The following is a 23,914-nucleotide window of genomic DNA, read 5'->3' on the forward strand; positions in this document are numbered from 1 at the left end:
TGGGGGATTGGCCGTAGGGACCCATACTACCCACGGTTCTTACTCTGCAGTAAGTTCGTCCCCGATACGGTTGGCTCGTACGGCACTCAAGAAACGGAAGGCAGCTCAGTGGCTCCCAATCGTTCGTCCGATCTGTTCTCGCAAGTCGTCAATTCCGGGCCCGGATCCTTCCTGGCGAAGCAACTCGGCGTCCCGCAACCCGAGAACCTGCGCCGCTACTCCCCCGGTGACGCGCCGCTGGCCGGAGCGCTGCTGATCGGCGGTGACGGCAGGATCGTCGAGCCGCTGCGGGCCGCGCTGGACAACGACTACGACGTGGTCGGCAACAATCTGGGTGGCCGCTGGGCTGACCGATTCGGCGGCCTGGTTTTCGACGCCACCGGCATTACCGCACCGAGCGGACTGCGGGCGTTACACGATTTCTTCACGCCGCTGCTGCGCAACCTTGGCCACTGTGCGCGCGTCGTTGTGGTGGGCACCACACCCGATGCCGCGGGCAGCACCGACGAGCGGATCGCGCAGCGCGCGCTGGAAGGCTTCACCCGATCGCTGGGCAAGGAGCTGCGCCACGGCGCAACAGCGGCGCTCGTCTACCTGTCACCGGAGGCCAAGCCGGCCGCGACGGGCCTGGAATCGACTATGCGGTTTATCCTTTCGGCCAAATCGGCCTACGTCGACGGCCAGGTCTTCTACCTGGGAGCCGACGACTCCACCCCACCGGCGGACTGGGACCGGCCGCTGGAGGGCAAGGTCGCGATCGTCACCGGCGCCGCCCGCGGCATCGGCGCGACGATCGCCGAAGTATTCGCCCGCGACGGTGCCCGCGTCGTCGCGATCGACGTGGAATCCGCCGCGGAGGCGCTGGCCGAAACCGCAAGCCGGGTGGGCGGCACCGCGCTCTGGCTGGACGTCACCGCCGACGATGCGGTCGACAAGATCACCGAGCACCTGCGCGACCACTACGCCGGGCATGCCGACGTGCTGGTCAACAATGCCGGTATTACTCGCGACAAGCTGCTGGCCAACATGGACGATGCTCGCTGGGACGCCGTTCTGGCCGTCAATCTTCTTGCCCCGCAACGCCTTACCGAAGGGCTGATCGAAAACGGCAGCATCGGCCACGGCGGCCGGGTGATCGGCTTGTCGTCGATGGCCGGCATCGCCGGCAACCGCGGGCAGACGAACTACGCCACCACGAAGGCCGGGATGATCGGCCTCACCCAGGCGCTGGCGCCGGAACTGCACGGAAAGGGCATCACGATCAACGCCGTGGCGCCGGGATTCATCGAAACCAAGATGACAGAAGCCATTCCGCTGGCCACCCGCGAGGTGGGCCGCCGGATGAACTCGCTGTTCCAGGGTGGGCAACCGGTCGACGTCGCGGAGACCATCGCCTACTTCGCCAGCCCAGCGTCAAACGCGGTGACCGGTAACGTTATTCGCGTCTGCGGCCAAGCGATGCTGGGCGCATAGGTTCAAGGAGAGCGCGATGAATCAACCAAGCGGACTGCGGAACATGCTGCGCGCGGCCGCCGGGGCGCTACCCCTGGTGTCCCGGACGGACCAGCTGCCCAGCCGCACGGTGACCGTCGAGGAACTGCCGATCGATCAGACGAACGTGGCCGAGTACGCCGCGATCACCGGTCTGCGCTACGGCAACAATGTGCCGCTCACCTACCCGTTCGCGCTGACCTTCCCGGCGCTGATGTCGTTGGTGACGGGGTTTGACTTCCCTTTCGCCGCAATGGGTTCGGTGCATACCGAGAACCACATCACGCAGTACCGCCCGATCGCCGTCACCGACACCGTCGCGGCGAAGGTGCACGCCGAAAACCTCCGCGAGCACCGTAAGGGCCTACTGGTCGACCTGGTGACCGACGTCAGCGTCGGCAACGAAACCGCGTGGCACCAGGTGACAACCTTTCTGCATCAGCAGCGCACCAGCTTGTCCGACGAACCCAAACCGCCACCGCAAAAACAGCCCAAGCTGGCGCCGCCGCCCACCGTGCTGCGCATCACGCCCGGCCAGATCCGGCGCTATGCCGTCGTCGGCGGCGATCACAACCCGATCCACACCAATCCGATCGCGGCCAAGCTGTTCGGATTCCCGACCGTCATCGCGCACGGAATGTTCAGTGCAGCAGCGGTATTGGCCAACATCGAAGCCCGGATCCCCGATGCGGCGCGGTACTCGGTGCGGTTCGGCAAGCCGGTGGTGCTGCCCGCGACCACGGGCCTCTACATCGACGAAGGCAACCAGAGCTGGGAGCTTTCGCTGCGCAATATCGCCAAGGGCTATCCACATCTGACCGGTAGCGTCCGGCCACTGTAACCGGCTCAGCCGGCGCGTTCGTCGTGCTTCTGCGCGCGCACGCTCAGCAGCTTTTTGAGTCCGTGCGCACCGGTCGCGGTCAACAGGAAAACCAAGAAGAGCCAGAGCGGCGGCCGGGCCAGTTCCCAGACGAAGATCGCGGCCCAGATCGGCGAACCCTGGGTGACCGCGAGCACGCCTGCGGCGCCGGCCAGCGAGACCGCCGGCACGTGCAGGTGTGTCCCGGCAACCCAATTGATCGTCAGCACCAGCAGCGTGCCCGTCGCCGCGCCGGTGGCCAGCGACGGGGTGAGCATCCCGCCGGCCCCGCCGGCCCGGAGGAACAGCGCGGTCAGCAGCGGCTTCAACAGCAGGATCGCGGCCGCCGCCGTCAGCGTCAGCCCACTGGCCAGGCTGACGGTCAGGATGCTGCGGCCATTGCCCGGCAGTTCGGGCCACCAGTGCGAGCAGATGCCCATCACCAGCCCGGCGCCGGCGAGCGCGGGAATCAGCACCCAGCTGCGGATCTGGCGCGCGGGGCGCGCCGCGGCCATCAGCCGGTTGAACGCCAGGCCCACCGAGAGGGCGAACGGGGCCAACAGCAGACCGTGCGCGGTCAGCAGATAGGTGGACTCCCCGATCGGCCAGTCCAGGTTGGGCTGATCGCGGGTGATCGCCGAGCCGATCGCGACGGCCAGGCTGGAGGTGAGCAACGCCGCGCCCATCGCGCGCGGATGCCAGGTGTTGAGCATGATCCGCAACGAGAACAACGCCCCGGCCAGCGGCACGGCATACACCGCGCCCAAGCCGGCCCCGGCCGCGCAGGCCAGCAGGATCTCGCGGTCACGACTGGACAGCCGCCTGAGCCATCCGGTCGCCAAATCGCCGAGCGCCGCGGCGAATTGGCGGGGCGCCCCCTCGCGGCCCAGGGATGCCCCCGAGCCGACCAACAGCACCTGCAGCATGGCGTCGATGCTCCAGGACAGCCGCGGTATCCGCTCGTGGCGGGCGATGGTTCCGGCCAGTGGTGGCACCTCGGTGCGGCGCCGCAGCATCCACCAGCCCAGTCCGGCCAGGGCCGCGCCCACCATCGGCCCCAGCACCCGGCGCACCGGGCTGCTGCCGGTGACTCCGGCCAGCAGGGTGCCGAAACTGTAGTGATAGGTCAGGTGCGAAACGACGTGCAGCACGAACGTCGTCGACAGCCCGGCGACGCCGGCCAGCAGCCCCACGATGACGACGGCACAGAAGAAGTCGACATTGCGGCCCGAAGCGGAGGCGGGCACGCGGGGCACTGCACGAATCTAGCCCGCGTTGCGAGTTGAAGCGCTGACGTCTTGATCCACCGGCACGCCCCGCAGGCCGTGCCAGAACAGGTCGATCATCAGCTCGGCGGCCTCGTCGACGTCGATGTCTCCGGTGGACAGCCGGTTGGCCATCGCCTCGCCCGCGCCCACCAGCGCGACGGCCATCATCTGGTGCTCGGCGTCGGTCCGCGGCGTGCGACTGTTCTCCCGCACCAGGCCGGCTACCAGCTCGATGATCTGCTCGCGCCCTTCGCGCACGGTGTGGGCGAACGCCTGCGAGCTGATGGCCTGGGTGTACATCACGATCCAGGACGCCCGGTTGGCGTCGATGTAGCGCAGGAACGACCCGATGGTGTTGCGCAGCAAGTCCCGGGGGCTTTGGGTGAAGTCGATGTCGGCGCGCACGGCGTCGATGAACCGGCCCATCTCGCGGTTCAGGCAGGCGCCGAATAAGTCCTCTTTGGAGCCGTAATACAGGTACAGCATCGGCTTGGAGATCTCCGCCGCGGCGGCGATGGTGTCCATCGACGTCTCGTGGTAGCCGTTGACCGAGAACATCTGCACGGCGGCGTCGAGCATCTGCTGTTCGCGCACAGCACGCGGTAGCCGCTTGGTACCACCTGCCATCGCTGCGCCCTTTCAAGCCCTTCGGGCCCCGTCAATCTGACTCCAGGGTAACGATCGAGCGGCCGATTAGTGTCCACACGTCCGGGCGGGTCCCTTCACCGTCGCCACCCGCACCAGCGATTGGTCCACCGCAGGCAACGCCAATTCGCCTGCGGATACCGCCTTTTCGAGCCGGTCCAGCACCGCGGGGACCTCGTCGGTGGTCACCCAGAGGGCGACGTCGATGCCCGCCTGCAACGTCTTTAGCGCCGCTTCGGCGACGCCGAACCGATCGGAGATCGCGGCCATGCTGGACAGGTCGTCGCTGAACACCGGGCCGTTGAACGGCGGGGCCCCGTAGCCGATGCCATCGCGCAGCAATTGCACCGCCGGCCGGCTCAGGCTGGCCGGGTCGTCGCCGGTCAGCCCGGGAACCTGCAGGTGACCCACCATGACGGCGACCGGTGTCGCGGTGATCAGCGTCCGGTACGGAACCAGGTCGCTGCTCTGCAGGTCGCTCAGCGGCGGCGTGACGACCCCGCCCTTGTGCGAATCACCGGAACCGTGCCCGTGGCCGGGGAAGTGCTTGAGCACCGGCAGCACTCCGGCGTCGCGCAGGCCCTGCGCGTAGGCCCCGGCATAGGCGGTGACGGTGGCCGGGTCGCTGCCGAACGAACGGTCCCCGATCACGGCGTCGGCCGGCTCGTCGGACACGTCGACCACCGGCGCAAAGTCGATCGTGATGCCCAGGTCGTGCATCTTTTTGCCGCGCTGCGCCGCCTGGTCGCGGACCTGCTCGACCGTTTGGGTCTTGGCCAACTCCCGCGGTGTCGGGGCCGTGCCGATCAGCGACTTCAGCCGCGACACCCGGCCGCCTTCTTCGTCGACACTGACCGCCAGCGGCAGCGGCCCCGCGCTGCCCGCGATCTCGGTCAGCGGGCCTGAAAAGATGCCCAGGTCCGTCCAGCTGCCGATGAAGATGCCGCCGACGTGGTAGCCGTTGACCACGGCGCGGGCGTCGTCGGCATTCTTCACACCCACCATCAGCAGCTGGGCCAGTTTGTCGCGGGTCGACAATTTGGCCGGCAGCGTCGCCGGGTCGGCGCAGACCGGGGGCGCCGGAGGTGCGGCGACCACCTTGCTGGTCGTGGTCGATGCGGGGGGCCGGGCGGCGTCGTGGCCACATGCTGCCACCAGCGCCGTGGCGGCGGCCAGCACGGCCAGAGTGCGCGGAAAAGCCATCGGGACATGGTGTCACGAGGGGTACGCGCGTCGGTGCGGCCCCACCGGGCGATCGGCTCGGCGACGGCAAATGCCGATTCGTCGCACGTGAGGGTGGCGGAGCCGGTTAACTTAGCCGCAGTCCCATCAGGGAGGAGCAAGCGATGACAGCCCTCATGCTTGCCGCCGCGGCGGGAATCGCGGCGGGTCTGGCAATCGGCGCGGTCGCGACCGTCGGCGTCACACTCGCCGCCGAAGACCACACCATGGTCCCGGCCCGGGCCCCGTCCAACCCGTCCTCGCCCTACCTCGTGCAGTACGGCGACCGGTGCATCGGCGGGTATTGCCTGCCGTGCGACAGCCCCGACGACTGTCTGAACCAGATCCCGCCGGTGCCGAACCTGCCGCCGGAGCTGCAGCCCTGACCCGACTCGGGACCAGCGGGCGCGCCCAACGGCGCTACAGCGCCTCCCCGGTTAAGTTGGCAGTAGACCGAATTTGACTGGCAAGGGAGGAGCCAGCAATGACGGGGTTCACGCTGGCCGCTGTCGCCGGCGTCGCGGCGGGGCTGTTGATCGGTGCCGCGGCGACCGTCGGCGTCACGCTCACCTTGGACGTCACGGCAGACCACAGCCGCGTGCCGGCACAGATCGCACCGGCCGCGCGGAGCCTTTCCGTGCCCTACCCCGTGCAGTACGGCGACCGGTGTTGGCACGGTCATTGCATACCGGTGCCTTGACTCGCTGGTCCGGTCGATCACGGCCGTTCTGCTAGGTTGACTTTCGGGTAGTCCGCCGTGACGACCGCGAGACCCAAGGAGACCGATGAACCGGATCATTGCGCCCGCCGCCGCGAGCGTGGTGGTTGGTTTGTTGCTGGGCGCAGCCGCGATCTTCGGCGTCACCCTGATGGTGCAACAGGACACGAAGCCGCCACTCCCCGGGGGCGATCCGCAGTCGTCAGTGCTCAACCGGGTCGAGTACGGCAACCGTAGCTAGCGGCGATCGCAAGCGCGGCCGTGGCGATCGCAAGCGCGGCGTAGCCGGGCGCAGCGGGTCGCCACTACAGGAAGAAGCCGCGCGCATGGGGGCACCTCCCGCTTGCGGGGGAGGGTCGCCGCCATCGAACTCTGCGGCGGCAACGACTCCGTCGGCGACGCCCGCGGAATCGGCCACGGCCTCGTCGGCTGCGCCGCTGTCGCGACGCTGGCTCTTCGGAGTTGGCGCGATCGCACTGGCGCTGGCGTTCGCCCAATCCCCCGGGCAGGTGTCCCCCGACACCAAGCTGGACCTGACCGCCAACCCGCTGCGCTTCCTGGCCCGCGCGACCAACCTCTGGAACAGCGAGCTGCCCTTCGGCCAGACACAGAATCAGGCCTACGGCTACCTGTTTCCGCACGGCACCTTCTTTGCGATCGGCCACCTGCTCGGCGTGCCCGGCTGGATGACCCAGCGGCTGTGGTGGGCGTTGCTGCTGACGGTCGGCTTCTGGGGATTGCTGCGGGTCGCCGAGGCGCTGGGAATCGGCAGCCCGACGGCACGGCTGATCGGCGCGGCCGCGTTCGCGTTGTCCCCGCGAGTGCTGACCACGCTCGGCTCGATTTCGTCGGAGACCTTGCCGATCATGCTGGCGCCATGGGTATTGCTGCCGACGATCCTGGCCCTGCGGGGAAACTCCGGACGCTCGGTGCGGGCACTGGCCGGCCAGGCTGGGCTGGCGGTCGCGCTGATGGGCGCCGTCAACGCCATCGCCACGCTGGCGGGTTGCGTGCCGGCGGTCATCTGGTGGGCCTGCCATCGGCCGAATCGGTTGTGGTGGCGCTACACCGCGTGGTGGCTGTTCAGTCTTGTGCTGGCGATGTCGTGGTGGGTCGTCGCGCTGGTGCTGCTGCGCAACGTCAGTCCGCCGTTCCTGGACTTCATCGAATCCTCGGGCGTGACGACGCAATGGTCCTCGCTGGTCGAGATGCTGCGCGGCACCGACAGCTGGACTCCGTTCGTGGCGCCGACCGCGACCGCGGGCGCGCCGCTGGTGACCGGATCGGCAGCCATCCTGGCGACCTGCCTGGTCGCCGCGGCCGGGCTGGCCGGGCTGGCCAGCCCGGGGATGCCGGCTCGCGGACGGCTGGTGACGATGCTGCTGGTCGGGGTCGTGTTGATGGCCGTCGGCTACAGCGGCGGGCTGGGCTCACCGCTGGCGCATGCGGTGCAACTGTTCCTGGACGCCGCGGGCGCACCGCTGCGCAACGTGCACAAGCTGGAGTCGGTCATCCGGATTCCGATCGTGCTGGGCGTCGTAGCGCTGCTCGGCCGGGTACCGCTGCCGGGCAGCGCGCCGAGAGCACAGTGGCTGGGCGCGTTCGCCCATCCCGAGCGCGACAAGCGGGTCGCCGCGACAGTAGTGATACTGACCGCGCTGATGGTGAGCACCTCGCTGGCGTGGACCGCGCGGCTCACTCCGCCGGGCACGTTCAGCGCGATCCCCCGCTACTGGCACGACGCCGCCGACTGGCTCGGCGCCCATAACACCGGTACGCCCACCCCCGGACGGGTGCTGGTGGTCCCGGGGGCACCGTTCGCCACGCAGATATGGGGCACCACCCACGACGAACCGCTTCAGGTGCTCGGCAGCAACCCGTGGGGCGTGCGCGACTCCATCCCGTTGACTCCGCCGCAGACCATCCGGGCGCTGGATTCCGTGCAACGCCTGTTCGCCGCCGGCCTCCCCTCGGCGGGACTAGCCGATACCCTTGCCCGCCAAGGAATTTCGTATGTCGTGGTACGCAACGACCTGGATCCCGACTCGTCGCGTTCGGCGCGCCCGATCCTGGTCCATCGCACCATCGAGGGGTCGCCGCGACTGGAGAAGGCGGCGCAGTTCGGTGACCCGGTCGGGCCCGGCACGTTGCCCGGCTTCGTCGCCGACAGCGGACTGCGCCCGCGCTATCCGGCCGTCGAGATCTTCCGGGTCGCCGCTCCCGGCAATCCGGGAGCGCCCTACTTCACCGGCATCGACGCGGTGGCCCACGTCGACGGCGGTCCCGAAGTGCTGCTGCGTCTCGACGAGCGGCGTCGGCTGCTGGGCCAGCCGCCGCTGGGCCCGGTGCTGCTGACCGCCGACGCCCGAGCTGCCGGGCTGCCGGCGCCCCCCGGGGCTGGGGTGACCGTGACGGACACCCCGGCCGCGCGCGAGACCGACTACGGCCGCGTCGACGAGCACTCGTCGGCGATCCGGGCCGACGGCGACACCAGACACACCTTCAACCGGGTGCCCGACTATCCGGTCCCCGGCGCCGATCCCGTGTACGGCGGCTGGAATGGCGGGCGGATCACCGTGTCGAGTTCGTCGTCGGACTCCACGGCCATGCCCGATGTCGCGCCGGCGACGTCCCCGGCCGCGGCGATCGACGGCGATCCGGCGACGGCGTGGGTGACCAATGCCCTGCAAGCCGCCGTCGGGCAGTGGCTGCAGGTCAACTTCGACCACCCGGTGACCAACGCGGCGCTCACCCTGACTCCCAGCGCCACCGCCGTCGGCTCCCAGGTCCGCCGCATCGCGATCGATACCGCCACCGGCAGCACCACCCTGCGCTTCGACCAGCCCGGCAAACCGCTCACCGTGGCGCTGCCCTACGGCGAAACCCCGTGGGTGCGAATCACCGCCGCCGGCACCGACGACGGATCCAGCGGCGTGCAGTTCGGCATCACCGACCTGTCCATCACCCAGTACGACGCCTCCGGCTTCGCGCACCCGGTCGACCTGCGGCACACCGTACGGGTGCCGGGGCCGCCGCGGGGTTCGGCGATCGCGGGCTGGGACCTGGGCTCGGAATTGCTCGGCCGGCCGGGTTGCGCCCCGGCGGCCGACAGCGTGCGCTGCGCGCCGTCGATGGCGCTGGCCCCGGAGGAGCCGGTCAATTTCAGCCGCACCCTGACCGTTCCCACGCCGGTGTCGGTCACCCCTCGGTTGTGGGTGCGGCCCCGGCAGGGCCCCAACCTCGCCGACCTGATCGCCGAGCCGAATACCACTCGGGCCCAAGGCGATTCCGACACGGTGGACGTCCTCGGCTCGGCCTACGCGGCCACCGACGGCGATCCTGCCACCGCCTGGACGGCGCCGCAGCGGATGGTGCAGCACAAGAGCGCGCCGACGCTGACGCTGGTCCTGCCGCGACCGACCGAGGTCGCGGGGCTGCGGCTGCTGCCCGGTCGCTCGACGTTGCCCGCCCGGCCGACGGTGGTGGCCGTCAACCTCGGCGACGGCCCACAGGTCCGAAAACTCACGCCGAGCGGAGAAGGGGCCGCCCAGCCCCAAACGCTGTCGCTGCGACCCCGGGTGACCGACACCGTCACCGTCAGCCTGCTGGACTGGCAAGACGTCATCGACCGCAACGCGCTGGGCTTCGACCAGCTCAAGCCGCCGGGGCTGGCCGAGGTCGCGGCGCTGGGTACCGACGGCAACCCGATCGCCCCCGCCGACGCGGCGCGCAACCGGCCGCGCGAGATCGTCGTCGACTGCGATCACGGCCCGGTCATCGCGGTCGCGGGCCGGTTCGTGCACACCTCGATCCGGACCACAGCGGGAGCGCTGCTGAACGGCGAACCGATACCCGTCAGCACCTGCGATCCCAATCCGATCGCGCTGCCGACGGGGCAGCAGGAATTGCTGATCAGCCCCGGCGCCCGGTTCGTGGTGGACGGGGCACAGCTCTCGACCGCCGATGCCGCCGAATTGCCCAGCGCCACGGGTCTTTCCACGGTGCCAGCGGCGACGGGGGCCTGGGGCCCCGACCGTCGCGAAGTCCGGGCCCCGGCATCGCCCACCTCCCGGGTGCTGGTCATTCCCGAGAGCATCAATCCCGGCTGGGTGGCACGCACCAGCAGCGGCGCCCGACTGACGCCGGTGGCCGTGAACGGGTGGCAGCAGGGCTGGCTGGTGCCCGCCGGAGATCCCGGCACGATCACGCTGAGCTTCGCGTCCAATTCGCTGTACCGGGTCGGCCTGGCGGTGGGTCTGGCGTTGCTGCCGCTGTTGGCCATGCTCGCGTTGTGGCGCCGGCGCGGGCGGTCCGACGACGCGCCCGCGTCGCCATGGTCGCCCGGGCCCTGGGCGGCGGTGCCGGTGCTGGCGGCCGGGGCGGTGATCGCCGGCGTCGCAGGGGTCGTCGTGCTCGGCGGTGTCCTCGGTCTGCGGTACGCGCTGCGTCATCGCGAGCGGTGGCGCGACCGGGTCACCATCGCCGCCAGCGCGGGCGGCCTGATTCTGGCCGGGGCGGCACTGTCGCGGCATCCCTGGCGATCGGTCGACGGGTACGCCGGCCATTCCGCGAATGTGCAACTGCTGGCACTGATTTCGCTGGCCGCGGTCGCCGCCTCGGTGATCGCCCTGCCGGATCGCGGGCGCGCGGCGCACGACGAATAACCTTTCCGGCGTTGGCTAGCCGATTAGCGGCTGGTTGACTGGATACGCGGAACGGTGTGACCGCCATCGTCCGAGGAGTTATGCCCATGGGATGGTTTTCTGCCCCCGACTACTGGTTGGGCAGGCTGGTGCTCGAGCGCGGCGTGGCGGCCATCTACCTGATCGCGTTCATCGCCGCCGCGCTGCAGTTCCGCGCGCTGATCGGCGAGCACGGAATCCTGCCGGTGCCACGGTTTTTGGCGCGGCAGTCGTGGTGGAAGTCGCCGAGCATCTTCGCGGTGCACTACTCCGATCGGCTGTTCGCCGGTGTCTGCTGGTTCGGGGTGGCGCTGTCGGCGACCGTCGTCGGCGGCGTGGCCGACCTGGTGCCGCTCTGGGCCGCGCCGGTGATCTGGCTGACGCTGTGGGTGCTCTACCTGTCGATCGTCAACGTCGGGCAGGCGTGGTACTCGTTCGGCTGGGAATCCCTGCTGCTGGAAAGCGGATTCCTGATGATCTTCCTCGGCAACGATCGCGTCGCGCCGCCGGTGCTGACGTTATGGATGGCGCGACTGCTGCTGTTTCGGGTCGAGTTCGGTGCCGGGTTGATCAAGATGCGCGGCGACGCGTGCTGGCGCGACCTGACCTGCCTGTACTACCACCACGAGACCCAGCCGATGCCGGGGCCGCTGAGCTGGCTCTTCCATCACCTGCCCAAGCCGCTGCATCGAATTGAGGTGGCGGGCAACCACTTCGCGCAGCTGGTGGTGCCGTTCGGACTATTCGCGCCCCAGCCGGTGTCCAGCGTGGCCGCGGCGATCATCGTCGTCACCCAGCTATGGCTGGTGACCTCCGGTAACTTCGCCTGGCTCAATTGGCTGACGATCGTCCTGGCGTTCAGCGCCATCGACGACTCTTCCGCGGCACTGGTGTTGCCGATACCCGGGCATTCGCCGCTGCCGCTGTCGCCGCCGTGGTTCGTCGGCCTGGTGGTGGCGTTCGCGGGTGCGGTGCTGTTCCTGACGTACTGGCCGGTGCGCAATATGTTGTCCCCACGTCAACGAATGAACATGTCCTTCAACCCGTTTCACTTGGTGAACAGCTACGGCGCGTTCGGCACCATCGGCCGGGTGCGCCACGAGGTGGTGATCGAGGGCACCGACGAACCCCGACTCACCGCGCAGACGGTGTGGAAGGAATACGAGTTCAGGGGCAAGCCCGGCGCTGTTGGACGGTTGCCCCGCCAGTGGGCGCCCTATCATCTGCGACTGGACTGGCTGATGTGGTTCGCCGCGATCTCTCCGGGTTATGCCCAGCCATGGCTGGAACCGTTCTTACAACGGCTGCTGCGCAATGACCGCGCCACACTACGGCTGTTGCGGCACAATCCTTTTCCCGATTTGCCGCCGCGTTATGTTCGAGCTCAGCTCTACCAGTACCGCTTCACCACGCCAGCGGAACTACGGCGCGATCGGGCATGGTGGCATCGGACGCTGGTGAGTCAATACTTTTCGCCGACGACGCTAGCGGGGGCGACGTCGCCGCCCGCCGGCTGAACGCAGGTCAGCCAAGTCTGCTGATGTCCGTAATGAGCTGGGAGACAACCGTGATCGAGGCGATCCGGCGCCCGGTGTCGTCGTCGAGGTCTGCGCCCAGAACGGCGTTCGTCTTCGTCAGCTTCAGCACTCGGCCCGTGGCCTCATAGGAATTCGCAGTTCCGCCCCGCAGGATCGTCACCGTCATGCTCAGCGTCGGGCAGGGACAACCCGTCACCAGCGAGCCGCAATGCGTGGCCGTCTGATCCAGCATCTCGGCCATCGACCCACCGCTGAGTTGAGCGAAATTGAAAGCACCGGGCCCAGGTTCGTACGACATGCGTAGCCATCGCTCGTCTCGACAGCCCTCGAGGAACCTCGCGTTCAGCGCCGAAAGGTTGGGTGTCAGGTGTTTGTTCGCGTGCGCAACCCATTCCGCGTCGGACAGGGCGGCCCCAGGTTCTCCGAATAGGCCGAGGTATCCAGCGACATCCACGTCTGCCAGGTTAGAACGAATCGACCTTCCGCCGCAGCGGGTGCGTTTGGCGTATTAACTCGTGCGTGTTCTGTCCATGTCCCTGGCCGTATTCCCGACCTGGCGTCACCATCGAGTCAATGCACTCGATTGAGGGGGTCAACCAGATGACACGCACACATTCGGGTTCGCTGGCTGCGGGCGGACTGAACTGGGATAGCTTGCCGCTGCGGCTATTCGCCGGGGGCAACGCCAAGTTCTGGGATCCGGCAAATATCGACTTCTCCCGCGACCGCGCGGACTGGGAAAGCCTGACCGATGAGGAACGCCGCCTCGCCATGCAATTGTGCGTCCAATTCATTGCCGGGGAGGAGGCGGTGACCGAGGACATTCAGCCGTTCATGGCGGCCATGCGGGCCGAGGGCCGGCTGGGTGACGAGATGTATCTGACCCAGTTCGCTTTCGAGGAAGCAAAACACACCCAGGTGTTCCGCATGTGGCTCGACGCCGTCGGAGAGACCGACGATCTGCAGGGCTACCTCGAGCCGCTGTCCGCGTACCGACAGATCTTCTACGAGGAGCTGCCAAACTGCCTCGACGCGTTGACAATCGACCCGTCACCCGTCGCGCAGATACGGGCATCCGTGACCTACAACCACGTGGTCGAGGGCATGATGGCGCTGACCGGCTACCACTCGTGGCACAAGATCTGCGCCGGACGCAACATCCTCCCCGGCATGCGGGAGTTGGTCCGGCGCATCGGCGACGACGAGCGACGCCACATGGCGTGGGGCACCTTCACCTGCCGGCGCCACGTCGCCGCCGACGACACCAACTGGGCCGTGTTCGAGGCACGGATGAACGAGCTGATTCCGCTGGTCATGCAGGCGACCGAACAGTCTTATGCCACGTTCAGCGATCCCATCCCGTTCGGCCTGGACCTAGACGAGTCGCGCCAATACGCCTCCGACAAGGGGATGCGCCGGTTCGGCACGATTTCCAGCGCCCGCGGACGTCCGCTCGGCGAGATCGACCTCGACTACTCGCCGGTGCAGCTCGAGGACACCTTCGCCGACGAGGACGAAAAGGCCATGGCCGCAACGGGATCAGTGAGATGAAAGCGCTGTGCATTGTCGCGGCAGCCGCCATAGCGCTCGCGCCGCTCTCAGCGGTAGCAACGACAACCGCTGTGGCACAAGCGGCTCCGCTTTCCGACGCTGGTGCAGACCCTACGGGTCCTTCCGCACCCGCGTACCGTCCCGGCAGGGCCGCTGATGAGCAGCCGAGCCCACCCGGGCGGGACGTGGCGCTGCACTATGCGGTGTTGATGACAGCGGCGGGCCTTGTCGCCTGGGCTATCGGATCGCCTACACGTCGCGGCAGTGGCACACCTGCGATCCCGGCCCGGCCGGTACCTCGCCGGGCCGGCCGCGGTGCGCTAGCCGTCAAATCCACGCTCACGTTTGCGGCGACTGATCCTCCAGGCTCGGAGGTCAAGAGAAGGGTGCTGGTCGAGGCCGCCCATAGATGCGCCGTCCCCACCTGTCGACACCCAACGACCGAGATAGCTCACATCGTGCCTGGCTCACAGAGCCGTGACGACTCGTTCGACAACCTCATCGCGCTATGCCCGGACTGCCAACAGAAAGAGATCGATCGGCGGTCGATCCGCAGGTACAAGCGTAATCTCGGGATCTTGAACAGCCGCTACTCTGATCTCGAGCGCCGGGTGTTCGATCAGATCGCCGAGACAGATCGGAGATCCTTCATTGTCGAGGCGGGGCTGGAGATCCCTCTCCTGCACGCCGTCAATGATGGGCTTTTGAAACGAGTCGAACCATCGCCAGTACCGACGCAACGCGGTGAACCAACTCATTACAAATACGAAGTCGCCGACGCGGGGCTGGAATTCGTCAGCCGATACGTCCAGGGTGAAGACATATCGTGAGGTCCCGTAACTCCGCCCGTTGAGCCAAGGCCGCTGGGCTACTACCCGGGCTTACTTCTGGTAGGACAAGGCTCCCGTTCCCGCGAGCTGACCGCCCTCGACGATCAGCAGCTGGCGAAACAGCATGGACGCTATAGCGTTTCGTCTAGCTCGCCGAGCCGGTCGGTCAGCCGCAGATTCTCCGAGTAGTCCACCGGGCAGCAGATCAGCGACACTCCGTCCTCGTCGAGTGCGGCCCGCAGCGTCGGCAGCAGCTCGTCGGCACTGTTGATCCGATATCCCTTGGCGCCAAAGCTTTCGGCGTACTGCACGATGTCGGGATTGCCGAACTTCACGTAGTAGTGGGCCCCGAGCTCGAGATCCATCTTCCATTCGATCAGGCCGTACCCGCCGTCTTCCCAAATCAACACCACCAGCGGTATCTTCTCCCGCACGGCGGTCTCGATCTCCTGCGAGTTCATCAGGAAGGCACCGTCACCCACCACCGCCAGCACCTTGACGTCGGGTTGTGCCAGCTTCACCCCCAGCGCACCGGGTAGGGCAAAACCCATGGTGGACAATCCGTTTGAGATCAGACATGTGTTGCGTTCGAAAGTCGGATACAGCCGGGCCATCCACATCTTGGTGGCTCCGGTGTCGACCAGCACCACGTCGGAGCGGCCCAGCGCCTCCCTAGTGTCGGCAACCACCCGCTGCGGGGCCAATGGGAATCGCGAATCTTGTTGTCCACGAGCGAATTCCTCGGCCAACAACCCCGACCCGGGTACGTCGGCATCGTCGAAACGGTGGCCGGCGAGAGCGTCGGCGAGTTCGTTCAGTGAATCGCTGATGTCGCCGATGATGCCGACATCGACCGAGTAGTGCGCGTCCACCTCGGCCGGGAAGCGATGGACGTGGATGATCTTCTTGTCGGCCTGCGGGTTGATCCGGACCGGGTCGAATTCCTGCAACTCGTAGCCGACCGCGATCACGACGTCGGCGCAGTCGAACCCGAAGTTGACGTAGTCGTGCCGCATGAACCCGATGGTCCCGATGCTGTTGGGGTGATCGTCGGGCATCACGCCCTTGCCGTGGAAGGTGTTGGCGACCCGGATCCCGAGTTCCTCCGCGAAGCGGACCAGGGCCGCGGTGGCGTCGCTGCGGGCGGCCCCGTGCCCGGCCAGCAGCACGGGACACTGCGCGTTGCGCAGGATGTCGACCGCCCGCGCCAGCTGGCCGGGCGCCGGCGCGTCGGCGCGGACAACGTTGCGCGGCAACGCCGTCAGCTCGTAGTCGGTCTCGTCGGCGTCGATCTGCTCGGGCACCGCGAGATACACCGCAGCGGGTCGTTCGGTCTCGGCGGTTTTGAACGCCTTGCGGACCATCTCCGGAATGGCGTGCGCAGTGGGGACCGCGGCCGACCATCGGGTGATCGGCGCGAACATCGACACCAGGTCGACGTACTGGTGGGACTCCTTGTATTCGCGGTCCTGACCGACCTGTGCCGAGATGGCGACCACCGGGGTGCTGTTGGTGGTGGCGTCGGCGACGCCGAGCTGCATGTTGATCGCACCCGGGCCCAGCGTGGCCGACACCACGCCGGCGCGTCCGGTGACGCGGCCGTACATCTCGGCCATGAAGGCGGCCGCCTGTTCGTGCCGGGTGAGCACATAGCGGATGCTGGAGTGCGCCAGCGCCTGAGTAAACCGGATGTTCTCCTCGCCCGGTATCCCGAAGACGAAGGCAACCCCCTCGTTCTCCAGGCACTTCACGATCAATTGAGCCGCAGTGCTCATCCGCCACCTCCCTCTGGGAACGATAGTGGCAGGCTAGATGTTGGACATTTTTGCAAGCATCTTGAATGACGCAGATGAAGGAGGCCCACTGTGGCCATCGCCACTATCAACCCGGCCACCGGCGAGACAGTAAAGACCTTCACTCCCGCGACGGACGACGAGGTCGATGCCGCGATCGCGCGTGCGCACGCCCGGTTCCTCGACTACCGCCACAACACCACGTTCGCCCAGCGCGCCGAATGGGCAAACAATGTCGCGGATCTCCTGGAAAAGGAGGCCGACGACGTCGCGGCCATGATGACCCTCGAGATGGGCAAGACCCTGAAATCGGCCAAGGCCGAAGCGCTCAAGTGCGCCAAGGGTTTTCGTTACTACGCCGAGAACGCCGAGAAGCTGTTGGCCGACGAGCCGGCGGAAGCTTCCAAGGTCGGCGCGAAACGGGCCTACACCCGGTGGCAGCCGCTCGGCGTGGTGCTGGCGGTGATGCCGTGGAACTTCCCACTCTGGCAGGCGGTGCGGTTCGCCGCGCCGGCGTTGATGGCCGGCAACGTCGGCCTGCTCAAGCACGCGTCGAATGTGCCGCAGTCGGCGCTGTATCTCTCCGACGTCATCACCCGCGGCGGGTTCCCCGCGGACTGCTTCCAGACGCTGCTGATCTCGTCGAGTGCCGTCGAGCGCATCCTGCGCGACCCGCGCGTCGCGGCGGCCACCTTGACCGGCAGCGAACCGGCCGGCCAGTCGGTTGCCGCCATCTGCGGTGACGAGATCAAACCCACCGTGATGGAGCTCGGCGGCAGCGACCCGTTCATCGTGATGCCGTCGGTGGACCTCGATGAGGCCGTCAAGACCGCCGTCACCGGGCGGGTGCAGAACAACGGGCAATCCTGTATCGCCGCCAAGCGGTTCATCGTGCACACCGACATCTACGACACGTTCGTCGACAAGTTCGTCGAGCGCATGGCAGCGCTCAAGGTCGGCGACCCGACCGACCCGGACACCGACGTGGGTCCGCTGGCCACCGAATCGGGCCGCGACGAAATCGCCAAGCAGGTCGACGACGCGGCTGCGGCCGGCGCGAAAATCCGCCTCGGCGGTCAGACTCCCGACCAACCGGGATGGTTCTACCCGCCGACGGTGGTCACCGAGATCACCAAGGACATGGCGCTCTACACCGAAGAGGTCTTCGGTCCGGTTGCGTCGATGTACCGCGCCCAGGACATCGACGAGGCCATCGAGATCGCCAACGCCACGACGTTCGGGCTGGGCTCCAACGCCTGGACCAACGACGAGGCCGAGCAGGAGCGCTTCATCGAAGACATCGAGGCCGGGCAGGTCTTCATCAACGGGATGACGGTGTCCTACCCGGAGCTGGGCTTCGGCGGTATCAAGCGCTCCGGCTACGGTCGCGAGCTGGCGGGCCTGGGCATCCGCGCGTTCTGCAACGCCAAGACGGTCTGGGTCGGCTAGCGGGTCTGGCCCGGACGCCGCGGCGGTCGCAAGCGCGGCGGGCCGCCGCCATCAAACGGAGGCCAGGGCCAGCTCGTCCTCTTCGGCGAAGGTGTCCTCGAGCTGCAGCGGCGAATAGTCGAGGTCGATCTCGCCGAGCGGACGCCCGCGGGCGCTGGAGATGGTGCCGAACCGGCGCATGCCCTTGTCGGAGGCGTACTGCATGAACTCGTCCACCGACAGACCGAAGGGCATCGGGTCGTACAGGGCGAAGCCCTCTTCGATCAGGCGCAACCCGAGCGGCATCAGCTCGTTCATCCGCGTTTCGAAGACGCCCCAGTTGGCGTCGTCGGCGGCGACATGGCGCCGGCAGGTGAAGGTGCCCCACGCCATGTGGCGTCGCTCGTCGTCGCCGATGCGCCGGACCAGCTCCTGCATGCCGGGCAGGATGCCGCGCTCCACGCAGATCTTGTGCCAGCCGAAGTAGCCGGTCAGCGCCAGCATGCCCTCGACCATGTGGTTGTAGGTGACCGACGCCCGGACCTGGGCGGCCGGCGACGGATCGACCGACAACGCGCTCAGACAGTCCGGCAGCTCCTCGTAGAAAATCGTCCGGTAGGTCGGGACGTCCTCGAGAAAGTTGTGTAGGTCCTCGGTGATGCCTACGGCGTCGAGCCACATCCGGAACACCTGGACGTGCTTGGCCTCCTCGAAGGCGAACTGCGTCAGATACATCTCGTCGCCGAGTCGGCCCTCGGCCCGCATCGCGGCCATGAACGGCTGGATGTCCTGCGTCACCGATTCCTCGCCGGCGATGAACTCGGCGCACAACCGGGTCGCGTAGCTGCGTTCGTCGTCGGTCAGGCGTTCCCAGTCCTCGCGGTCGCGGGAGAAGTCGATGTCGGCCGGATTCCAGAATTTCGCGTTACCGCCCGCAAATAACTTGAGCGGCAAGCTATCCCAGTTGAGGCCGCCCTCGGACATTGAGGCAATTCGGGTGCGGTGATTCATGTGACCTCCTCAGATCGCATTGGGGCTGGGTTGGTGGAGGCATTCGGTGTCGCGGGCGAGGCCGCGAACGCGGCGATCAGCACCGCGACCAGCCTGCGCACGGCCAGCGCCGGCTGCTCGGGGCTGGGCTCGTCGAGGCCGAGTATCGGGTCCAGGCCGCGCATGTAGGGCGCGAGCGCCAGGTGCGGAAAGATCAGCAACAGCAGCGACAGCAGCGCGTCGGTGTCGGCGTCGGCGCGCAGATCGCCGCGGGTCTGGGCGCCGTGCACCAGCGGCCGCAGCACCTCCAGGTAGTGCCGGTGGATGACGCTGCGCACGCTGATGCGGGCGTCGGTGTCGACCTCCAGGGTCGCCGCGGCGTGCAGCGATCGTTCCCGCGGATGCTCGGCGAAGTAGGCGACCCAGCCGTCGAGCAGCTCGGTGAGAAATTCGAAGAACGGCCGGTTCGGGTCGAGCTCGCGAATCAGGTCTTCCATGTAGGTGCGCACCCGCTGGCTGCCGATGTCGGCGATGAACGCGAACAGGTCGCGCTTGTCCGCGAAGTACTGGAACAGGCTGCCCTTGGCGACCCCGGCCCGGCGCGCGATCACGTTCAGGCTGCCGCCGGAAAACCCGTGCGCCCCGAACTCGGCCTCGGCGGCGTCGATGATGGCTGTGCGTCGAGCGGGGTCGACCCGCGCCCAGGTAACCGTCGGCATCTCGCCTCCTTGCGTCGATGACCAGTGGTCATTCTACTGTGAGCCACGCCACAGTCAAGAGGGTGCGTTCCGGTCCTCGCGGCCCAACGTGAAACTAACTTCACGCTCGCGGCCCAACGTGAAACCAACTTCACGCTCGGCGTGCCGGACACCGGCAGCGGCACAGCCAGATCGCACGCGAAGATTGAAGGCACTGGCTACCATTTTCAGGTGTTTGAATACTGGCCCATCGTCGGCAGAAGCAGGGAGATCGACGAGGTCAGCCGCCTGCTCGCCGCTGCTGACGGGCTGGGGGGTGTCGCATTGTCGGGCAAAGCCGGGGTGGGCAAGTCGCGATTGGCCCGCGAGGCCGTGCTGGCGGCCGCGGATGCCGGCTGGACGGTCCGCAGCACAGCCGCCACCGTTACCAGCCGCACGATTCCGCTGGGCGCCTTCGCAACATGGACCGACGATGCCGACGGCGCGCCCCACACATTGGCGCGCCGGGTCGTTGATGCGTTGACCGCCGGTACGCAACCGGACCGTCTCCTGGTCTTCGTCGACGACGCCCACCTCCTCGATGATCTGTCCGCCCTGGTGCTGCATCAACTCGTGCAGTTGCAGGCCGCGACGGTCATCGTCACGATTCGTACGGGCGAGCGGGCTCCGGCCGCAGTGACGGCACTCTGGAAAGACGGACCGGTGGAGCGGCTCGAGGTCGACCCGCTGACCCACGGCCAGATCGACGAGCTGTTGTTGGCAGTGACGGGGTGCGCACCGGATCAGCGGTGCGGGGACGAACTGTGGCGTCTCACCCGCGGAAACGTGTTGTTCCTGCGGCAGCTGGTCGAACAGGAGCTCCGCGCGGGACGCATGGTGAGCGACGACGGCGTGCTGCGCTGGCAGGGAAACCTCGGCGTGTCCGGGTCCCTCGCAGAGCTGGTGGACGCGCAGATCGGCGCCATTCCCGACGACGTGCGCGACGTCGTCGATCTCGTGGCCGTTTCCGAACCTGTCGACTGGCAGTGCCTGAGACTGCTCGCCGAGCAGGACGCCATTGAAGAGGCCGAACAGCGCGGATTGATCCGGTTGTCCGCCGACGAGGTGTACATCGGCCATCCCATGTTCGCCGAGGTGCGCCTGGATCGCTGCGGCTCCTCGCGGTTGCGACGCCTGCGCGGCCAGGTCGCGACCGCGATGAAGGACGGCGGGCGCGCCGCGAAGGTGATGAAGCGGGGACTGCTCTGGTTGGAGTCGGACCTGCCGCCTGAGCCGGACGTGCTGCTGTCGGCAGCCACGGCGGCGAGTTCGCTCTTGGACTTCGAAACCGCGCAGCGGCTTTTCGCCGCCGCCGCCGCAACCGGTATCGGCGCGCAAGCGCGAATACCCCTTGCCTACTCCCTGTTCATGATGGAGAAGGGCGAGCTTGCGTTGGAAGTCCTCGACGGCGTCGAGGTCGACGAGGCGACAGAATCCGCATTCATCAACGACATCGTGATGCGTGCGTCAAATCTCTTGTGGGGCATGCGATCACCGGAGCGGTCCTGGCGGCTCATCGACGATGCCCTCAAGGCCTCGCACGGTGCGCGACGGCAGCAAGTGCTGGTGTTTCGCGCCAATCAGCTTGCGCTGGCGGCGAAGCCGCATGAGGTCCTGACGACGATGGACGAGGTCGATTATCGGGACCTCGACCGCTACGGGGCGACGATGGCGTATGGCGCCGAGAGCATGGCCTATGGCGAACTCGGTCAACCCGATCAGGCCGTGGCAAAGGCTATCGAAGCCGACGAGGCACTCACGCTGAGCGAGCAGGGCAAGTTCCTTCGCCAGACGCTGACCGAGTTTCACACGTTCGCCTTGGTGGCCGCCGGACGCATTGCCGAAGCAGTCGACGTGGCCGAACGCCACTTCCGCGCCCACCGCGACGAGCCGCCGGATGTACGAGCGGTGGCGGCGGAGATCCTTGGCATGGTGATGTTGGCCGCCGGTGACCTCGACGCGGCGCTGCGGCATCTGCCACATGAAGTCGATGCCCAGAACGCCAACAGTTTCCACGTCGTGAACAGCTTCCATCGGTTCCACTTGCTGCGTGCGCAGGCACTGGCCCGATCCGGCGATGCGGATGCAGCCGCTGACACGCTGGACACTGCCCGAGCACATTGGCATCCGGCCTACGTGTACGTCACGTCCACCGAACTGCTGAGCGAAGCCTGGCTGGCGGCGGTTCGCTCGCGCTCTACCGAGGCGCGCCAACTCGCACGCAAGGCGGCGGACTTCGCGCGCGACCACGATCAACTTGCCCGTGAAGTGTGGTGTCTACAGACCGCCGTGCAATTCGACGACACCGATGCGGCCGAGCGGCTCGCGGATCTCGCGACGCGCGTCGAAGGCCCGCGCGTTGTGGTCGCGGCGCGCTATGCGGCGGCGCTGCAAGCCGACGACGCCGGCGAACTCGACCGGGTATCAACCGAATTCGAGGCGATGGGCGACCTGCTGACCGGCGCCGACGCCGCGGGGCAAGCCGCCACGTCACACCGGCGCGCGGGCCGCGCAGGCAGCGCGATGACAGCCGCGGCACGCGCACACCGGCTGGCGGCACGGTGTCACGGCGCGACCAGCCCCGCCATCGAAGCAGCTTCCTTCGCACCGCCGTTCACCAACCGAGAACGCGAGATCGCGGTGTTGGTTGCCCAGGGCCTGTCGAATCGTGAGATCGCCGAGGCGGTGTCGTTGTCCGTGCGGACCGTCGAGAGCCACATTTATCGGGCCTGCAGTAAGGCCGGTGTGGCCGGCCGCGGCGGCCTGGCCGACGTCATCGGCGGTGCGGCCCGCGCGCCTCGCTACGGCACCGCCGAGCGGTGAATGCAGTAGTCCTTCGCTGAGGCTGGCAAAAATGCAGTAGTCCGTCCCGGAACGAACTGTCGTCGCTTTGGCACACGATGGTCGGCGAATGTGCTGGCCATGTCGTGACGAAAGCAAAATGCCATGGATTTCGGGTTGTTGCCCCCAGAAGTCAACTCGGGGTTGATGTATGCGGGTCCGGGGTCGGGGCCGCTGCTGGCCGCCGCCGCAGCCTGGGATGAAGTGGCCGCCGAGCTGGAATCCACCGCGGCGGGCTACTCCACGGAAATCGCCGACCTGACCGGATTGTCCTGGTTGGGGCCGTCGTCGACGGCGATGTCGGGCGCGGCCGCACCCTATGTGGCGTGGTTGCAGGCCGCGGCGGCGCAGGCCGGAGTCACCGCCGCCCAGGCCTACGCGGCGGCCGCCGCCTACGAGGCCGCGTTTGCGATGACGGTGCCGCCGCCGCTGATCGCGGCCAATCGGGCACTGTTGATGGCGTTGATCGCCACGAATTTCTTCGGGCAAAACACCGCCGCGATCGCCGCCACCGAAGCCGAATACACGCAGATGTGGGTCCAAGACGCCGCCGCCATGTACGCCTATGCGGCGGAAGCCGAAACGGCCAGCACGCTGCAGTCGTTTGACGAGCCGCCGCAGACCACCAACCCGAATGGTCAGACCGACCAGTCCAACTCGGTCGCCCGCACCGCCGGCAACACCGCCAGCGCCCGCAGCCAATCCCTGGTTCAGAGCCTGGCCACTCAGCAGGCCAACCTCGTCGACCCGCCCGTGCCCCAAGGCAGCACCGCCAACATCGCACCCGGCGGCGCCACCCTCGACGTCGGCACCACCGTCACCGTTACCCCCGGCTCCCCCGTGTCCGGCAGCTACAGCGCCACCTTCACAGCCAACACCGACGTCACATGGATAAACCTCTCCACCGGATTCGCGGGCACTTCCCGAGCCGGTGGGGTCTACATCGTGACCGGCGATTTCACGTTTTTGAGCGGCCAACTCTTCATCAACAGCCCCAGCACCTTTTTTGGGGGGACAGGTGTGTTCACTGTCCCAAGCGGCGCCATCACCGCCGGCAGCAGCGGCGTCGAGGTCACCATCAACGCCAGCACCGGCCTGGTCACCGCGATCAACGCCGGCGGCGTCATCACCGGCCCCGTCACCGCCACTCCGTACTTCCTGCCCCCCGTCGCCCCCGTCGTCTCCAGCGCGCCCAGCGCCTTGGGTGCGGCACCCGCGGCCATGGCAACCAGCGCACCGGGGCTGGCGGGAACCGCGGCGATCCAACCCCAACTCAACGTCGACGCACTCCTCGACGCGCTCTCAGCCGCCGCCGAATAGCT

19 protein-coding genes are annotated in these 23,914 nt (G+C 67.7%); 12 read left to right on the top strand and 7 right to left on the bottom strand.

The window, feature by feature from the left end:
* Positions 1-108: 108 nt before the first annotated feature.
* Both LMQ14_RS25830 and LMQ14_RS25835 read left to right on the top strand, forming a co-directional pair.
* Positions 109-1,473, top strand: a complete 1,365-nt coding sequence (locus LMQ14_RS25830; protein WP_267732443.1) for a 3-oxoacyl-ACP reductase — start codon at positions 109-111, stop codon at positions 1,471-1,473.
* A 16-nt stretch (positions 1,474-1,489) separates the two neighbouring features.
* On the top strand, positions 1,490-2,332 hold the full coding sequence (locus LMQ14_RS25835; RefSeq protein ID WP_267732444.1) for a MaoC/PaaZ C-terminal domain-containing protein: 843 nt from the start codon (positions 1,490-1,492) through the stop codon (positions 2,330-2,332).
* Positions 2,333-2,337: 5 nt separating this feature from the next.
* Here LMQ14_RS25835 and LMQ14_RS25840 read toward each other — a convergent pair whose 3' ends face one another.
* The 3 genes from LMQ14_RS25840 to LMQ14_RS25850 form a co-directional block, all read right to left on the bottom strand.
* Positions 2,338-3,597 (bottom strand): chloride channel protein, encoded by a 1,260-nt coding sequence (locus LMQ14_RS25840; RefSeq protein ID WP_267732445.1) that lies wholly within the window; start codon positions 3,595-3,597, stop codon positions 2,338-2,340.
* A gap of 18 nt (positions 3,598-3,615) precedes the next feature.
* On the bottom strand, positions 3,616-4,245 hold the full coding sequence (locus tag LMQ14_RS25845; RefSeq protein WP_267732446.1) for a TetR/AcrR family transcriptional regulator: 630 nt from the start codon (positions 4,243-4,245) through the stop codon (positions 3,616-3,618).
* Between the two features lie 66 nt (positions 4,246-4,311).
* The gene (locus LMQ14_RS25850; protein ID WP_267732447.1) at positions 4,312-5,466 is read right to left on the bottom strand and encodes a glycoside hydrolase family 3 N-terminal domain-containing protein; all 1,155 of its coding nucleotides are present in this window, start codon (positions 5,464-5,466) and stop codon (positions 4,312-4,314) included.
* A gap of 143 nt (positions 5,467-5,609) precedes the next feature.
* Between LMQ14_RS25850 and LMQ14_RS25855 the strand changes: the two genes are divergently transcribed.
* From LMQ14_RS25855 to LMQ14_RS25875, 5 genes are all read left to right on the top strand, one after another.
* On the top strand, positions 5,610-5,870 hold the full coding sequence (locus LMQ14_RS25855) for a DUF2613 family protein (protein WP_267732448.1): 261 nt from the start codon (positions 5,610-5,612) through the stop codon (positions 5,868-5,870).
* A gap of 98 nt (positions 5,871-5,968) precedes the next feature.
* Entirely contained in the window at positions 5,969-6,184 is a 216-nt protein-coding gene (locus tag LMQ14_RS25860) for a hypothetical protein (RefSeq protein ID WP_267732449.1), read from the top strand.
* Positions 6,185-6,269: 85 nt separating this feature from the next.
* Positions 6,270-6,443, top strand: coding sequence for a DUF2613 domain-containing protein (locus LMQ14_RS25865; protein WP_066947240.1), 174 nt, complete (start codon positions 6,270-6,272; stop codon positions 6,441-6,443).
* A gap of 196 nt (positions 6,444-6,639) precedes the next feature.
* Entirely contained in the window at positions 6,640-10,866 is a 4,227-nt protein-coding gene (locus tag LMQ14_RS25870) for an alpha-(1->3)-arabinofuranosyltransferase (RefSeq protein ID WP_267735681.1), read from the top strand.
* An 86-nt stretch (positions 10,867-10,952) separates the two neighbouring features.
* Complete coding sequence (locus LMQ14_RS25875) at positions 10,953-12,401, top strand: lipase maturation factor family protein (protein ID WP_267732450.1); 1,449 nt, start codon at positions 10,953-10,955, stop codon at positions 12,399-12,401.
* A gap of 7 nt (positions 12,402-12,408) precedes the next feature.
* Here the strand turns inward: LMQ14_RS25875 and LMQ14_RS25880 are convergent, their stop codons facing one another.
* Complete coding sequence (locus LMQ14_RS25880; RefSeq protein ID WP_267732451.1) at positions 12,409-12,876, bottom strand: hotdog domain-containing protein; 468 nt, start codon at positions 12,874-12,876, stop codon at positions 12,409-12,411.
* 146 nt (positions 12,877-13,022) lie between these two features.
* Here LMQ14_RS25880 and LMQ14_RS25885 point away from each other — a divergent pair, with 146 nt between their 5' ends.
* Entirely contained in the window at positions 13,023-13,973 is a 951-nt protein-coding gene (locus LMQ14_RS25885; protein WP_267735682.1) for a R2-like ligand-binding oxidase, read from the top strand.
* Between the two features lie 458 nt (positions 13,974-14,431).
* Positions 14,432-14,803, top strand: a complete 372-nt coding sequence (locus LMQ14_RS25890; RefSeq protein ID WP_267732452.1) for a hypothetical protein — start codon at positions 14,432-14,434, stop codon at positions 14,801-14,803.
* 131 nt (positions 14,804-14,934) lie between these two features.
* On the opposite strand, the gene LMQ14_RS25895 is transcribed toward LMQ14_RS25890, so the two are convergent.
* Entirely contained in the window at positions 14,935-16,578 is a 1,644-nt protein-coding gene (locus LMQ14_RS25895; RefSeq protein WP_267732453.1) for an acetolactate synthase large subunit, read from the bottom strand.
* A gap of 90 nt (positions 16,579-16,668) precedes the next feature.
* Between LMQ14_RS25895 and LMQ14_RS25900 the strand changes: the two genes are divergently transcribed.
* The gene (locus LMQ14_RS25900) at positions 16,669-18,045 is read left to right on the top strand and encodes an NADP-dependent succinic semialdehyde dehydrogenase (RefSeq protein WP_267732454.1); all 1,377 of its coding nucleotides are present in this window, start codon (positions 16,669-16,671) and stop codon (positions 18,043-18,045) included.
* Positions 18,046-18,096: 51 nt separating this feature from the next.
* On the opposite strand, the gene LMQ14_RS25905 is transcribed toward LMQ14_RS25900, so the two are convergent.
* Positions 18,097-19,035, bottom strand: a complete 939-nt coding sequence (locus tag LMQ14_RS25905) for a R2-like ligand-binding oxidase (RefSeq protein ID WP_267732455.1) — start codon at positions 19,033-19,035, stop codon at positions 18,097-18,099.
* Positions 19,032-19,733: a TetR/AcrR family transcriptional regulator gene (locus tag LMQ14_RS25910; protein ID WP_267732456.1), complete on the bottom strand. Its 702-nt coding sequence runs from the start codon at positions 19,731-19,733 to the stop codon at positions 19,032-19,034. The genes LMQ14_RS25905 and LMQ14_RS25910 overlap by 4 nt, the downstream gene beginning before the upstream one ends.
* A gap of 210 nt (positions 19,734-19,943) precedes the next feature.
* On the opposite strand from LMQ14_RS25910, the gene LMQ14_RS28225 reads away from it, so the two are divergent.
* Entirely contained in the window at positions 19,944-22,574 is a 2,631-nt protein-coding gene (locus tag LMQ14_RS28225) for a helix-turn-helix transcriptional regulator (RefSeq protein ID WP_324291088.1), read from the top strand.
* Between the two features lie 123 nt (positions 22,575-22,697).
* A complete protein-coding gene (locus LMQ14_RS28230) occupies positions 22,698-23,912 on the top strand; it encodes a PPE family protein (protein ID WP_324291089.1) in 1,215 nt (404 codons plus the stop codon).
* Positions 23,913-23,914: the final 2 nt, after the last annotated feature.

The sequence above is a fragment of the Mycobacterium sp. Aquia_213 genome, from assembly GCF_026625985.1.
Classification (GTDB): Bacteria; Actinomycetota; Actinomycetes; order Mycobacteriales; family Mycobacteriaceae; genus Mycobacterium.